Raw genomic sequence first — 12,795 nt, forward strand, 5'->3', positions numbered from 1 at the left:
GATCGAGCATTCTCGAAACGGAGACCGAAATGGGTTATCAACAGGGTCTGAGCGGCCTCGCGGGCGCGTCGAACGCACTCGACGTGATCGGCAACAACATCGCGAACGCGAACACGGTCGGCTTCAAGTCGAGCACCGCGCAGTTCGCCGACATGTACGCGAACTCGGTCGCGACGTCGACCAACACGCAGATCGGCATCGGCACCGCGCTGAACGCGGTGGAGCAGAACTTCGGCCAGGGCACGATCAACACGACGAACTCGTCGCTCGACGTCGCGATCAACGGCAACGGCTTCTTCCAGATGTCGAACAACGGCGTGACGACGTACTCGCGCGACGGCACGTTCCAGCGCGACAAGAACGGCTTCATCGTCGACTCGCAGGGCCGCAACCTGATGGGCTATGCGGCGAACGCCGGCGGCGTGATCAACACCGCGCAGACCGTGCCGCTGCAGGCGCCGACGACCAACATCGCGCCGACCGCGACGACCAAGATCTCGGCCCAGTTCAACCTGAACTCGCAGGACACGGTGCCGACCAAGACGCCGTTCAGCGCGACCGACAACACGACCTACAACTACACGACGTCGATCCAGGTGTACGACTCGCTCGGCGGCTCGCAGGCGGTCAACATGTACTTCGTGAAGTCGGCGGCCGGTACGTGGGAAGCGTATGCGGGCGTGCAGGGCGCCATCAACGATCTCGGCACGGTCAACTTCAATGCGTCGGGCGCGATCCAGAGCACGACGACGGGCACGCCGCCCACGCCGACCGCGTCGGTCGGCCAGTTCCAATTAAAGGTGCCGAACACCGACGGCTCGGCGACGCCGCAGGACATCACGCTCGACCTGACCGGCACGACGCAGTACGGCGGCAAGGACGGCGTGAACAATCTCGCGCAGGACGGCTACGCGAGCGGCACGCTGACCACCTACACGATCGGCACCGACGGCAAGCTGACCGGCAACTACTCGAACGGCCAGACCGCCGTGCTCGGCCAGATCGCGCTCGCGAACTTCAACAACCCGAACGGGCTGGTGAACCTCGGCGGCAACCAGTATGCGGAAAGCGCCGCGTCGGGCGTGCCGCAGATCTCGGCGCCGGGCAGCACGAACCACGGCACGCTGCAGGGCAGCGCGCTGGAAAACTCGAACGTCGACCTCACGTCGCAGCTCGTCAACCTGATCACCGCGCAGCGCAACTACCAGGCGAACGCGCAGACGATCAAGACGCAGCAGACCGTCGACCAGACGCTCATCAACCTGTAAGCGCGGACAACCGGCAGCCATGGACCGACTGATCTACACGGCGATGACGGGCGCGTCGCAGTCGCTCGACCAGCAGGCGATCGTCGCGAACAACCTCGCGAACGCGTCGACGACGGGCTTTCGCGCGCAGCTCGCGACGTATCGCGCGGTGCCGATGAATTTCGGCGACGGCAGCAACATCGACCCGACGACGACGCGCACCTACGTGCTCGCGTCGACGCCCGGCGCCGACTACGCGCCGGGCCCGATCACGCGCACCGGCAACCCGCTCGACGTCGCCGTCCAGGGCGCCGGCTGGCTGGCCGTGCAGGCGGCCGACGGCAGCGAGGCGTACACGCGCGCCGGCAACCTGCACGTCGACGAGAACGGCCAGCTCGTCAACGCGAGCAACCTGCCGGTGATCGGCAACGGCGGCCCGATCTCGGTGCCGCCGAACGCGGAAGTGACGATCGGCAAGGACGGCACGGTGTCCGCGCTGATGCCGGGCGACCCGCCGACGGCGGTCGCGATCGTCGACCAGATGAAGCTCGTGAATCCCGATCCGGCCACGCTCGCGCGCGGCAACGACGGGTTGTTCCGCACCGCCGACGGCAATCCGGCCGACGCCGATCCGAACGTGGTCGTCACGCCGAATTCGCTCGAAGGCAGCAACGTGAACCCGGTGACCGCGATGGTCGCGATGATCGACAACGCGCGCGCGTTCCAGCTTCAGTCGAAGCTGATCCAGACGGCGGACCAGAACGAGCAGACGGCGAACCAGCTGCTCAATTTCAGCTGAGCGCCAGACCTTACGCCAGCCCACGCAGGAGACCTGACAAGTGAATCGTTCGCTCTACATCGCCGCCACCGGCATGAATGCGCAGCAGGCGCAGATGGACGTGATTTCGAACAACCTCGCGAACACCAGCACGAACGGCTTCAAGGCGTCGCGCGCGGTGTTCGAGGATCTGCTGTACCAGACCATCCGCCAGCCCGGCGCGAACTCGACGCAGCAGACCGAGCTGCCGTCGGGCCTGCAGCTCGGCACCGGCGTGCAGCAGGTCGCGACCGAGCGCCTGTACACGCAGGGCGGCCTCACGCAGACCGGCAACTCGAAGGACGTCGCGATCAACGGCGCGGGCTTCTTCCAGGTGCTGATGCCGGACGGCACGAACGCGTACACGCGCGACGGCTCGTTCCAGACCAACGCGCAGGGCCAGCTCGTCACGTCGAGCGGCTACCAGATCCTGCCGGCGATCACGATTCCGCAGAACGCGACGTCGCTCACGATCGGCAAGGACGGCGTCGTGTCGATCACGCAGCCGGGCTCGACCAATGCGGTGCAGATCGGCTCGCTGCAGATCGCGACCTTCATCAACCCGGCCGGCCTCGAGGCGCGCGGCGAGAACCTGTTCTCCGAAACCACGTCGTCGGGCGCGCCGAACGTGTCGCAGCCGGGCCTGAACGGCGCGGGCACGCTCAACCAGAGCTACGTCGAAGCGTCGAACGTGAACGTCGTGCAGGAGCTCGTCAACATGATCCAGACGCAGCGTGCCTACGAGATCAACAGCAAGGCCGTGACGACGTCCGACCAGATGCTGCAGACCGTCACGCAGATGAAGAGCTAACCGGAACACCCGTCGTCGCCATGAAGCAGGTTCGCCTCCTCCCGTCAGCCACCGTCCGCGCCGCGTGCGCGGTCGCGGTGGCGGCGCTCGCCGCCGGTTGCGCGCAGATCCCGCGCGACCCGATCATCCAGCAGCCGATGACGGCGCAGCCGCCGGTGCCGATGTCGATGCAGGCGCCCGGCTCGATCTACAACCCCGGCTACGCGGGGCGCCCGCTCTTCGAGGATCAGCGGCCGCGCAACATAGGCGACATCCTGACGATCATGATCGCGGAGAACATCAACGCGACCAAGTCGTCGGGCGCGAACACGAACCGGCAGGGCAACACCGACTTCAGCGTGCCGACGGCCGGCTTCCTCGGCGGGCTGTTCGCGAAGGCGAACCTGTCGGCCGCCGGCAACAACAAGTTCGCGGCGACGGGCGGCGCGAGCGCGGCGAACACGTTCAACGGCACGATCACGGTGACCGTCACCAACGTGCTGCCGAACGGCAACCTCGTGGTGAGCGGCGAGAAGCAGATGCTGATCAACCAGGGCAACGAATTCGTGCGCTTCTCGGGCGTCGTCAACCCGAACACGATCTCGGGCGCGAACTCCGTCTACTCGACGCAGGTCGCCGACGCGAAGATCGAATACTCGTCGAAGGGCTACATCAACGAAGCCGAGACGATGGGCTGGCTGCAGCGCTTCTTCCTCAACATCGCGCCGTGGTGACGACGATGCGCAACACGCCTTTCCACCGCCTGCCGGCCCGCGCGCGCACCGCCGCGCGGCTCGCCGTCGCGTTCGCGGCCGTGGCCGCGGCGTGCATGTTCGGCGCGGCGCCCGCGCACGCGGAACGCCTGAAGGATCTCGCGCAGATCCAGGGCGTGCGCGACAACCCGCTGATCGGCTACGGCCTCGTCGTCGGCCTCGACGGCACGGGCGACCAGACGATGCAGACGCCGTTCACGACGCAGACGCTCGCGAACATGCTCGCGAACCTCGGCATCTCGATCAACAACGGTTCGGCCAACGGCGGCCCGTCGTCGCTGAACAACATGCAGCTGAAGAACGTCGCGGCCGTGATGGTGACGGCTACGCTGCCGCCGTTCGCGCGGCCCGGCGAGGCGCTCGACGTGACCGTGTCGTCGCTCGGCAACGCGAAGAGCCTGCGCGGCGGCACGCTGCTGCTCACGCCGCTCAAGGGCGCGGACGGCCAGGTCTATGCGCTCGCGCAGGGCAACATGGCGGTCGGCGGCGCGGGCGCGAGCGCGAACGGCAGCCGCGTACAGGTGAACCAGCTCGCGGCCGGCCGGATCGTCGGCGGCGCGATCGTCGAGCGTTCGGTGCCGAACGCGATCGCGCAGATGAACGGCGTGCTGCAGCTGCAGCTGAACGACATGGACTACGGCACCGCGCAGCGGATCGTGTCCGCGGTCAATTCGAGTTTCGGCCCGGGCACCGCGACCGCGCTCGACGGCCGCACGATTCAGCTCGCGGCGCCGGCCGATTCGGCGCAGCAGGTCGCGTTCATGGCGCGGCTGCAGAACCTCGACGTGAGCCCGGACAAGGCCGCGGCGAAGGTGATCCTGAACGCGCGCACCGGCTCGATCGTGATGAACCAGATGGTCACGCTGCAGAGCTGCGCGGTCGCGCACGGCAACCTGTCGGTCGTCGTCAACACGCAGCCGGTGGTGTCGCAGCCGGGGCCGTTCTCGAACGGGCAGACGGTGGTCGCGCAGCAGTCGCAGATCCAGCTCAAGCAGGACAACGGCGCGCTGAAGATGGTGACGGCCGGCGCGAACCTCGCCGACGTCGTGAAGGCGCTGAACACGCTCGGCGCGACGCCCGCGGACCTGATGTCGATCCTGCAGGCGATGAAGGCCGCCGGCGCGCTGCGCGCCGACCTGGAGATCATCTAAATGGCAGCCACGCTCCCGAACGCGAACGACCTCACGCAGCGCTTTGCGCTCGACGTGCAGGGTTTCGACGCACTGCGCGCGCAGGCGAAGCAGTCGCCGCAGGCCGGCGCGAAGGCGGTCGCCGGCCAGTTCGACGCGATGTTCACGCAGATGATGCTCAAGAGCATGCGCGACGCGTCGCCCGACGGCGGGCTGTTCGATTCGCATACGTCGAAGATGTACACGTCGATGCTCGACCAGCAGCTCGCGCAGCAGATGTCGACGCGCGGGATCGGCGTCGCCGACGCGCTGATGAAGCAGTTGCTGCGCAACGCGGGGCAGGGCGCGGGCAGCGGCTCGGCGGCCGACGTCGGCGCGGCCGGGCTGGGCGCGGCCGGCCTCGGCGGGGCCGGCAACGAAGGCGGCCTCGCCGCGATGAACGCGATGGCGCGGGCCTACGCGAACGCGGCGAACAACGGCGGGCTCGCCGGCACGCGCGGCTACTCGGCCGGCAGCGCGCTGACGCCGCCGCTGAAGGGCGCGAGCGGCGTGCAGGACGCCGACGCGTTCGTCGACCGGCTCGCGGGCCCCGCGCAGGCGGCCAGCGCGTCGACGGGCATCCCGGCGCGCTTCATCGTCGGCCAGGCCGCGCTCGAATCGGGCTGGGGCAAGCGCGAGATCCGCGCGAGCGACGGCTCGACGAGCTACAACGTGTTCGGCATCAAGGCGACCAAGGGCTGGACCGGCCGCACGGTGTCGGCGCTGACGACGGAATACGTGAACGGCACGCCGCGCCGCGTGGTCGCGAAATTCCGCGCGTACGATTCGTACGAGCACGCGATGACCGATTACGCGAACCTGCTGAAGAACAATCCGCGCTATGCGGGCGTGCTGAGCGCGAGCCGCAGCGTCGAAGGCTTCGCGCACGGGATGCAGAAGGCCGGCTACGCGACCGATCCGAACTACGCGAAGAAGCTGATTTCGATCATGCAGCAGATCGGCTGACGGCCCCGTCGGCGACCGCCCGCTGCACCCTCTGGACCGCGCCCGGCAGCCCGCCGCGCGCGGTTTCAACGTTTGCGCGAAAATAATCCCCGAATTCGATCTAAACTTTCGGTCAGCACTGCCGCTAAGTGTGAGAGACCTGCGACCGGGCCCCCGTTCTGGCCCGGTTTTATCGCGCACCGGTTGCACGGGCGCCCATGACAAGAAAGACCGGCTAGCCATGAATATCGAAACGTCGACGGACCCCAGCCTGGATGCAGGCCACTCCGGGCCCGACTATGCCCGCCGCAATCCGCTGGAAATCGGCGTGCAGCTGCGCAACCTCGTCAACCGCGGCGATTTCCTGACCGTCCAGTATCCGGGCGGCCAGCTCGTCACGCGCCTGCTCGAGGTGGATGTCGGCGCGCGGACGTTCACGTTCGACTGGGGTGCGCTGGCCGAGCAGAACGCCGGCATCCTCGGCGCATCGCACTGCACGTTCGCGGCCGCGCCGGAGGGCGTGCGCGTCGAATTCTCCACGGGCACGCCGCGCGAGACGCGCTACGAGGGGCTGCCCGCGTTCGTCGCCGATTTCCCCGACGTGCTGACGTGCATCCAGCGCCGCGAATATTTCCGCGTCGATGCGCCGATCGTCGATCCGTTCCTGTGCCGCGGCAAGCTGCCGGACGGCGAAAGCTTCCTGTTCGAAGTGCACAACCTGTCGCTCGGCGGCGTGGGGCTGCGCACGGCCGACGAACGCGTCGAGACGCTCGAGGTCGGCACGCTGCTGCCCGACGTCGAGCTCGAGCTGACCGGCCACGGCAAGCTGTCGCTCGACCTGCAGCTCGTGTCGCAGCGTTCGACGCAGATGCCGAACGGATCGCGGCGCTACCAGCTCGGCTTTCGCTACATGTCGCTGCCGGGCAGCGCGGAGAACACGCTGCAGCGGCTGATCACGCAGCTCGAGATGAAGCGCCGCTCGCTCGCGCGGGCCTGACGCGCACGCGTCGGCCGGCCCCGCCCGGGGCGGCCCGCGCACCGTCGGCGCACCGTCGGCGGCCGGGTCCGCCGCACGCTTCGACCCGTGACGCGCGCACGCGCGTCGCGCGTGCATTTTTCCCTCAATTTTCCGAAATCGCGGCCGTTATACCGGGAGTCACGCAACCCGGCGGCCGCAGCGCGGCCGGCTCATCAGGATCGCGCATGTCCAACACACTCATGAACCTCGGCGTCAGCGGCCTGAATGCCGCGCTCTGGGGCCTCACGACGACCGGCAACAACATCAGCAACGCGGCGACGCCCGGCTATTCGGTCCAGCGGCCCGTGTATGCGGAAGCGAGCAGCCAGTATTCGGGCAGCGGTTACATGCCGCAAGGCGTGAACACCGTCACCGTGCAGCGGCAGTACAGCCAGTACCTGAGCGACCAGATGAACACCGCGCAGACGCAGGGCGGCGCGCTGTCGACGTGGTACACGCTCGTCGCGCAGCTGAACAACTACATCGGCAGCCCGACGGCGGGGATCTCGACCGGGATCACGAACTACTTCACCGGGCTGCAGAACGTCGCGAACAACGCGTCCGACCCGTCGGTGCGGCAGACCGCGATCAGCAACGCGCAGACGCTGGCCAACCAGCTCAACGCGGCCGGCCAGCAGTACGACGCGCTGCGCCAGAGCGTGAACACGCAGCTCACCAGCACCGTGTCGCAGATCAACACGTACACCGCGCAGATCGCGCAGCTGAACCAGCAGATCGCGGCGGCGAGCAGCCAAGGGCAGCCGCCGAACCAGCTGCTGGACCAGCGCGACCTCGCGGTGTCGAACCTGTCGGGCCTGGCCGGTATCCAGGTCGTGCGCAACGACAGCGGTTACAGCGTATTCATGTCGGGTGGCCAACCTCTCGTCGTCGCCGACAAGAGCTACCAGCTTGCGGCCGTCACGTCGCCGTCGGATCCGAGCGAGCTGACCGTCGTGTCGCAGGGGATCGCCGGCGCGAAGCCGCAGGGGCCGAACCAGGTGTTGCCCGATTCGTCGCTGTCGGGCGGCACGCTCGGCGGCCTGCTCGCGTTCCGCAGCCAGACGCTCGACCCCGCACAGGCCCAGCTCGGCGCGATCGCGACCAGCTTCGCCGCGCAGGTCAACGCGCAGAACGCACTCGGCATCGACCTGTCGGGCAACAAGGGCGGCAACCTGTTCGCGACGCCGTCGCCGACCGTGTACGCGAACCAGGGCAATACCGGCAACGCGTCGCTGTCCGTGTCGTTCGCGAACGCGTCGCAGCCGACGACAAGCGACTACACGCTGTCCTACGACGGCGCGAACTACACGCTGACCGACCGCGCGAGCGGCGCGGTGGTCGACCAGAAGGCGGGGCCGATGCCTGTTTCGCTCGGCGGCCTGAATTTCTCGATCCCGTCGGGCTCGATGAGTGCCGGTGACAAGTTCACCGTGCTGCCGACGCGCGGCGCGCTGAACGGCTTCGGCCTCGCCACGACGAGCGCGTTGGCGATCGCGGCAGCATCGCCGGCCGTCACGTCGGCGGCGAGCACCAACACCGGCACGGGCAAGATCACGCTGGGCGGCGTAACCGCGGGCTATCAAGTGCCGACGACCAAGCTGACCTATGACGCGACGGCGAAAACGCTGACGGGTTTCCCGGTCGGCACCACGGTGACGATCGGCACCACGCCGCCGACGTCGGTCACGATCAACAGCCCGACGGACACCGTCCCGTACGATCCGGCGGCGGGCGCGACGATGACGATGTCGGGAACGGCCGCGGGCGCGCTCAACGGCGTGAGCGTCACGCTGTCCGGCGCACCGGCGACCGGCGACTCGTTCACGATCGGGCCGTATGCGGGCGGCACCAGCGACGGCTCCAACGCGCTCGCGCTGTCGAAGCTGGTCAACGCGAAGGCGTTCGGCAACGGCACGACGACGCTCACGGGCGCGTATGCGAGCTACGTGAACGGCATCGGCAACACGACGACCCAGTTGAAGTCGTCGAGCGCCGCGCAGACCGGGCTGATCGGCCAGATCACCGAGGCGCAGCAGTCGGTGTCGGGCGTGAACACCAACGAGGAAGCGGCCAACCTGATGCAGTACCAGCAGTTCTACCAGGCGAACGCGAAGGTGATCCAGACGGCGGCGACGCTGTTCCAGACCGTGCTCGGCCTGTTCAATTGACCGGATTCGAGGGATAGAAGCGATGCGGATTTCCAGCGCCCAGTTCTTCCAGCTGAACGTTTCACAAATGAACGATCAGCAGGCCCAGCTTGCGCAGCTGTATCAGCAGATCTCGAGCGGTGTGAGCCTGCAGACGGCGGCGGACAATCCAGCCGGCGCGGCGCAGGCCGTGCAGCTGTCGATGACGTCGGCGACGCTGTCGCAGTACGCGACCAACCAGAGCGCGGCGCTCGCGTCGCTGCAGGCCGAGGACCAGACGCTGCAGAACGTGAGCGGCGTGCTGACGAGCGCGCAGTCGCTGCTCGTGCGCGCCGGCGACGGTTCGCTGTCCGACAGCGACCGCTCGGCGCTTGCAACGCAGCTGCAGGGTTACCGCGACCAGTTGATGACGCTCGCGAACACCAACGACGGCGCGGGCAACTACCTGTTCGCCGGCACGAAGAATTCGGCGGCGCCGTTTTCGACGACGCCGAGCGGCAGCGTCACCTATGTCGGCGACACCGGCACGCGCCAGGTGCAGATCGCCGATTCGAGCACCGTGTCGCAGGGCGACACGGGCGCGGCCGTCTTCATGTCGGTGCCGACGATCGGCAGCTCGCCGGTGCCGTCGGCTCGCGCGGGCAACACGGGCACCGGCACAATCGGCGCGGTCACGGTGACGAACCCGTCGTTCGCGACGAACGGCCATCAGTTCTCGATCACATTTGGCGGCACGGCCGCCGCGCCGACCTACACCGTGACCGACAACTCGGTCAGTCCGCCAACCACGACGCCGGCGCAGGCCTATTCGTCGGGCTCGGCGATCTCGCTCGGCAGCGGAATGACGGTGGCGGTGTCGGGCACGCCGGCCGCCGGCGACACGTTTGCTGTTGAGCCGGCGCCGCAGGCGAGCGGCGGCTCGGACGTGTTCTCGACGCTCGACGCGATGGTCGCGGCGCTGAAGACGCCCGTGACGGGCAACCCGGTGGCGGCCGCGGCGCTGAAGAACGCGCTGATGACCGGCTCGACCAAGCTTGGCAATACGATGCGCAACGTCACGACGATTCAGGCATCGGTCGGTGGCCGGGAGCAGGAAGTCAAGGCGATGCAGGCCGTCAACCAGACCGCGTCGCTGCAGGTCACCAGCAACCTGTCCGACCTGACGAGCACCAACATGGTGACGACGATCAGCCAGTTCCTGCAGATGCAGAACGCGCTGACGGGCTCGCAGAAGGCTTACGCGCAGTTGCAGAACCTGTCGCTGTTCCAGTACATCAACCCCTGATGCACGGCGCGCCGGCCGCGATGTGAGCGCACGCTTGCATGCGCGGCCGGTGTCGATCACCGCCCGCGCATGTCCCCGCGCGGACGGGCGCGATACCGGATCGCGCCATCGGGCCCATTCATCGGGCCCATTCATCGGGCCCTTTCATCGTGCCCCGTTTCACCCACGCGGCAAGCCGCGCTTCGGCCTTGCCGGCCCGCGCATCAGCGCGCTTGCCAGCCCCATTTCCGCTCCGTAAACTCGCGCCAGATTCCAGACCGGCGCATCTTCTGCAGCCGGCGACCGACAGGAGCCCTTTTCCCCATGTCCGATTCCTACTTCCCGCGCTGGCGGGTGCAATCGACCGGCGCGGCGTCGCGCGTGGTCGGCCCCGACGAGCGCCTGGCGTGGCCGCAGATGGTCGCGATGGGCGTGCAGCACGTCGTCGCGATGTTCGGCTCGACCGTGCTCGCGCCGCTGCTGATGGGCTTCGACCCGAACCTGTGCATCTTCATGTCGGGCATCGGCACGCTGCTGTTCTTCGTGCTGGTCGGCGGCCGCGTGCCGAGCTACCTCGGGTCGAGCTTCGCGTTCATCGGCCTCGTGATCGCGGTGACCGGCTACGGCGGCAGCGGCCCGAACCCGAACATCCCGGTCGCGCTCGGCGGGATCGTCGCGTGCGGTGTCGTGTACGTCGCGCTCGGCGCGCTGGTGCAGGCGATCGGCACGCGCTGGATCGAAACGCTGATGCCGCCCGTCGTGACCGGCGCGGTGGTCGCGGTGATCGGGCTGAACCTCGCGCCGATCGCGGTCAAGGGCGTGTCCGCGTCGACCTTCGAATCGGTGATGGCGCTCGTCACGGTGCTGTGCGTCGGCGGCGTCGCGGTGTTCTCGCGCGGCATGGTGCAGCGCCTGCTGATCCTCGTCGGGCTCGTGATCGCGTACGTGATCTACGCGATCGCGACCAACGGGCTGGGGCTCGGCAAGCCGATCGATTTCTCGATCGTCGGTCATGCGGCGTGGTTCGGCGTGCCGAGCTTCCGCGCGCCGGTGTTCGATCCGCACGCGATGCTGATGCTCGCGCCGATCGCGGTGATCCTGGTCGCGGAGAACCTCGGCCACATCAAGGCCGTCAGCGCGATGACGGGCACGAGCCTCGATCGCTACGTGGGCCGCGCGTTCATCGGCGACGGGCTCGCGACGATCGTGTCCGGCAGCGTCGGCGGCACGGGCGTGACGACCTACGCGGAGAACATCGGCGTGATGGCCGTCACGCGGATCTACTCGACGCTCGTGTTCGCGGTGGCCGCGCTGATCGCGATCGTGCTCGGCTTCTCGCCGAAGTTCGGCGCGGTGATCCAGACGATTCCGGGCCCCGTGCTCGGCGGCGTGTCGATCGTCGTGTTCGGGCTGATCGCGGTGACGGGCGCGCGGATCTGGGTCGTCAACAAGGTCGATTTCTCCGACAACCGCAACCTGATCGTCGCGGCCGTCACGCTGGTGCTCGGCGCCGGCGACTTCTCGCTGAAGATCGGCGGCTTCGGGCTCGGCGGGATCGGCACCGCGACGTTCGGCGCGATCATCCTGTACGCGATCCTGCGCAGGGAAAAGGAGCCGGGCCCGGTGGTCTGAGCGCTCGGGCGGGCGGTGCGTTGCCGCCCGCGTCGTTTTCCGCGGCGAACGTCGCTGCGCTACGCGCCGACGTTCGACTGTGTCTGCAGCCACGCGCAGAACTGCGCGACGAGCGGATCGTCGGCCGGCGCGCGCGGCGCGATCCACCAGTAGCTGCGCGTCGCGATGCGCGGCCCTTCCAGCGGCATCACGAGCCGGCCGCTCGCGAGTTCGTCGTCGATCAGCGGCAACGGGCCGAGCGCGACGCCGAGGCCGTCGACGGCCGCCTGCAGCGCCAGGTAGAAGTGATCGAACGACTGCCGCTTGCGCCCCTTCATCGCCACGCCGGCCGCCGCGAACCAGTCGCGCCAGCCTTCCGGCCGCGTATCCGAATGCAGCAGCACGTGGCGCGCGAGATCGTCCGCGCGTGCGATCGGCGCGCGCTTGAGCAACGCGGGGCTGCACACCGGAATCACGCTTTCGTCGAGGAAGTGGCCGCTCGTGCAGTTCGGCCAGTGGCCGGGGCCGCGGCGGATCGCGACGTCGAAGCCGTCGAGCGCATCGAGCGGCGCGTTCGACGTGGACAGCTTCAGCTCGACGTTCGGCACGTCGCGCTGGAACCGCGACAGGCGCGGCAGCAGCCATTTCATCGCGAAGGTCGGCAGCGCGTTGATGCGCAGCACGCGTGCGGCGCCCGTGTGGCGCAACTGCTCGGTCGCGTGCGCGATGCTGTCGAACGCGGCGCGCACGGTGTCGAGGTAGCGGCGGCCTTCGTCGGTGAGTCTCACGCGCTTGCCGTAACGGTGGAACACCGGCTTGCCGAGCCACGCCTCGAACCCGGCGATCTGCCGGCTGATGGCACCGTGAGTCACATGCAGCTCGTCGCCGGCGGCGCTGAAGCTTTCATGTCGTGCCGCGGCTTCAAAGGCCCGAAGCGCGGAAAAGGGCGGGAGATCGCGTGCCATGCTTGTGATTCTAGATCACAAGGGCGCGCCGATAAAATCGTTTTGCCGG

At 68.3% G+C, this 12,795-nt stretch carries 11 protein-coding genes; 10 read left to right on the top strand and 1 reads right to left on the bottom strand.

What is annotated here, in order from left to right; translation table 11 throughout:
* Nucleotides 1–29: 29 nt before the first annotated feature.
* The 10 genes from flgE to HWX08_RS18450 all read left to right on the top strand — a co-directional run bounded on the left by flgE (nucleotide 30) and on the right by HWX08_RS18450 (nucleotide 11,802).
* Nucleotides 30–1,268 carry a flagellar hook protein FlgE gene (gene flgE, locus HWX08_RS18405; protein ID WP_174923233.1) on the top strand — a complete coding sequence of 413 codons (1,239 nt, stop codon included), beginning with the start codon at nucleotides 30–32 and terminating at the stop codon, nucleotides 1,266–1,268.
* Between the two features lie 19 nt (nucleotides 1,269–1,287).
* Nucleotides 1,288–2,046, top strand: a complete 759-nt coding sequence (gene flgF, locus HWX08_RS18410) for a flagellar basal-body rod protein FlgF (RefSeq protein WP_069257776.1) — start codon at nucleotides 1,288–1,290, stop codon at nucleotides 2,044–2,046.
* A gap of 40 nt (nucleotides 2,047–2,086) precedes the next feature.
* Complete coding sequence (flgG, locus tag HWX08_RS18415; RefSeq protein ID WP_069257775.1) at nucleotides 2,087–2,875, top strand: flagellar basal-body rod protein FlgG; 789 nt, start codon at nucleotides 2,087–2,089, stop codon at nucleotides 2,873–2,875.
* A 20-nt stretch (nucleotides 2,876–2,895) separates the two neighbouring features.
* Nucleotides 2,896–3,588, top strand: a complete 693-nt coding sequence (gene flgH, locus HWX08_RS18420; protein WP_069257774.1) for a flagellar basal body L-ring protein FlgH — start codon at nucleotides 2,896–2,898, stop codon at nucleotides 3,586–3,588.
* Nucleotides 3,589–3,593: 5 nt separating this feature from the next.
* Entirely contained in the window at nucleotides 3,594–4,778 is a 1,185-nt protein-coding gene (locus tag HWX08_RS18425) for a flagellar basal body P-ring protein FlgI (protein ID WP_069258090.1), read from the top strand.
* A complete protein-coding gene (gene flgJ / locus HWX08_RS18430; protein WP_069257773.1) occupies nucleotides 4,779–5,762 on the top strand; it encodes a flagellar assembly peptidoglycan hydrolase FlgJ in 984 nt (327 codons plus the stop codon).
* A gap of 220 nt (nucleotides 5,763–5,982) precedes the next feature.
* Complete coding sequence (locus tag HWX08_RS18435) at nucleotides 5,983–6,738, top strand: flagellar brake protein (RefSeq protein WP_069257772.1); 756 nt, start codon at nucleotides 5,983–5,985, stop codon at nucleotides 6,736–6,738.
* Nucleotides 6,739–6,944: 206 nt separating this feature from the next.
* On the top strand, nucleotides 6,945–8,927 hold the full coding sequence (flgK, locus tag HWX08_RS18440) for a flagellar hook-associated protein FlgK (RefSeq protein ID WP_174923048.1): 1,983 nt from the start codon (nucleotides 6,945–6,947) through the stop codon (nucleotides 8,925–8,927).
* Between the two features lie 22 nt (nucleotides 8,928–8,949).
* Nucleotides 8,950–10,191 (top strand): flagellar hook-associated protein FlgL, encoded by a 1,242-nt coding sequence (gene flgL / locus HWX08_RS18445; protein ID WP_174923046.1) that lies wholly within the window; start codon nucleotides 8,950–8,952, stop codon nucleotides 10,189–10,191.
* A 303-nt stretch (nucleotides 10,192–10,494) separates the two neighbouring features.
* Nucleotides 10,495–11,802 carry a solute carrier family 23 protein gene (locus tag HWX08_RS18450; RefSeq protein ID WP_069257769.1) on the top strand — a complete coding sequence of 436 codons (1,308 nt, stop codon included), beginning with the start codon at nucleotides 10,495–10,497 and terminating at the stop codon, nucleotides 11,800–11,802.
* Between the two features lie 59 nt (nucleotides 11,803–11,861).
* Here HWX08_RS18450 and HWX08_RS18455 read toward each other — a convergent pair whose 3' ends face one another.
* The gene (locus HWX08_RS18455) at nucleotides 11,862–12,746 is read right to left on the bottom strand and encodes a transcriptional regulator GcvA (RefSeq protein WP_174923044.1); all 885 of its coding nucleotides are present in this window, start codon (nucleotides 12,744–12,746) and stop codon (nucleotides 11,862–11,864) included.
* Between the last annotated feature and the right edge of the window lie 49 nt (nucleotides 12,747–12,795).

This window comes from Burkholderia metallica (assembly GCF_902832845.1).
Classification (GTDB): domain Bacteria; phylum Pseudomonadota; class Gammaproteobacteria; order Burkholderiales; family Burkholderiaceae; genus Burkholderia; species Burkholderia metallica.

What these genes read in the sequence shown, in the direction of transcription:
- HWX08_RS18435 (WP_069257772.1), top strand. Translation starts at nt 5,983, where the DNA reads ATGAATATCGAAACGTCGACGGACCCCAGCCTGGATGCAGGCCACTCC.
- HWX08_RS18425 (WP_069258090.1), top strand. Translation starts at nt 3,594, where the DNA reads ATGCGCAACACGCCTTTCCACCGCCTGCCGGCCCGCGCGCGCACCGCC.
- flgH (WP_069257774.1), top strand. Translation starts at nt 2,896, where the DNA reads ATGAAGCAGGTTCGCCTCCTCCCGTCAGCCACCGTCCGCGCCGCGTGC.
- HWX08_RS18450 (WP_069257769.1), top strand. Translation starts at nt 10,495, where the DNA reads ATGTCCGATTCCTACTTCCCGCGCTGGCGGGTGCAATCGACCGGCGCG.
- HWX08_RS18455 (WP_174923044.1), bottom strand. Translation starts at nt 12,746, where the DNA reads ATGGCACGCGATCTCCCGCCCTTTTCCGCGCTTCGGGCCTTTGAAGCC.
- flgJ (WP_069257773.1), top strand. Translation starts at nt 4,779, where the DNA reads ATGGCAGCCACGCTCCCGAACGCGAACGACCTCACGCAGCGCTTTGCG.
- flgF (WP_069257776.1), top strand. Translation starts at nt 1,288, where the DNA reads ATGGACCGACTGATCTACACGGCGATGACGGGCGCGTCGCAGTCGCTC.
- flgE (WP_174923233.1), top strand. Translation starts at nt 30, where the DNA reads ATGGGTTATCAACAGGGTCTGAGCGGCCTCGCGGGCGCGTCGAACGCA.
- flgL (WP_174923046.1), top strand. Translation starts at nt 8,950, where the DNA reads ATGCGGATTTCCAGCGCCCAGTTCTTCCAGCTGAACGTTTCACAAATG.
- flgK (WP_174923048.1), top strand. Translation starts at nt 6,945, where the DNA reads ATGTCCAACACACTCATGAACCTCGGCGTCAGCGGCCTGAATGCCGCG.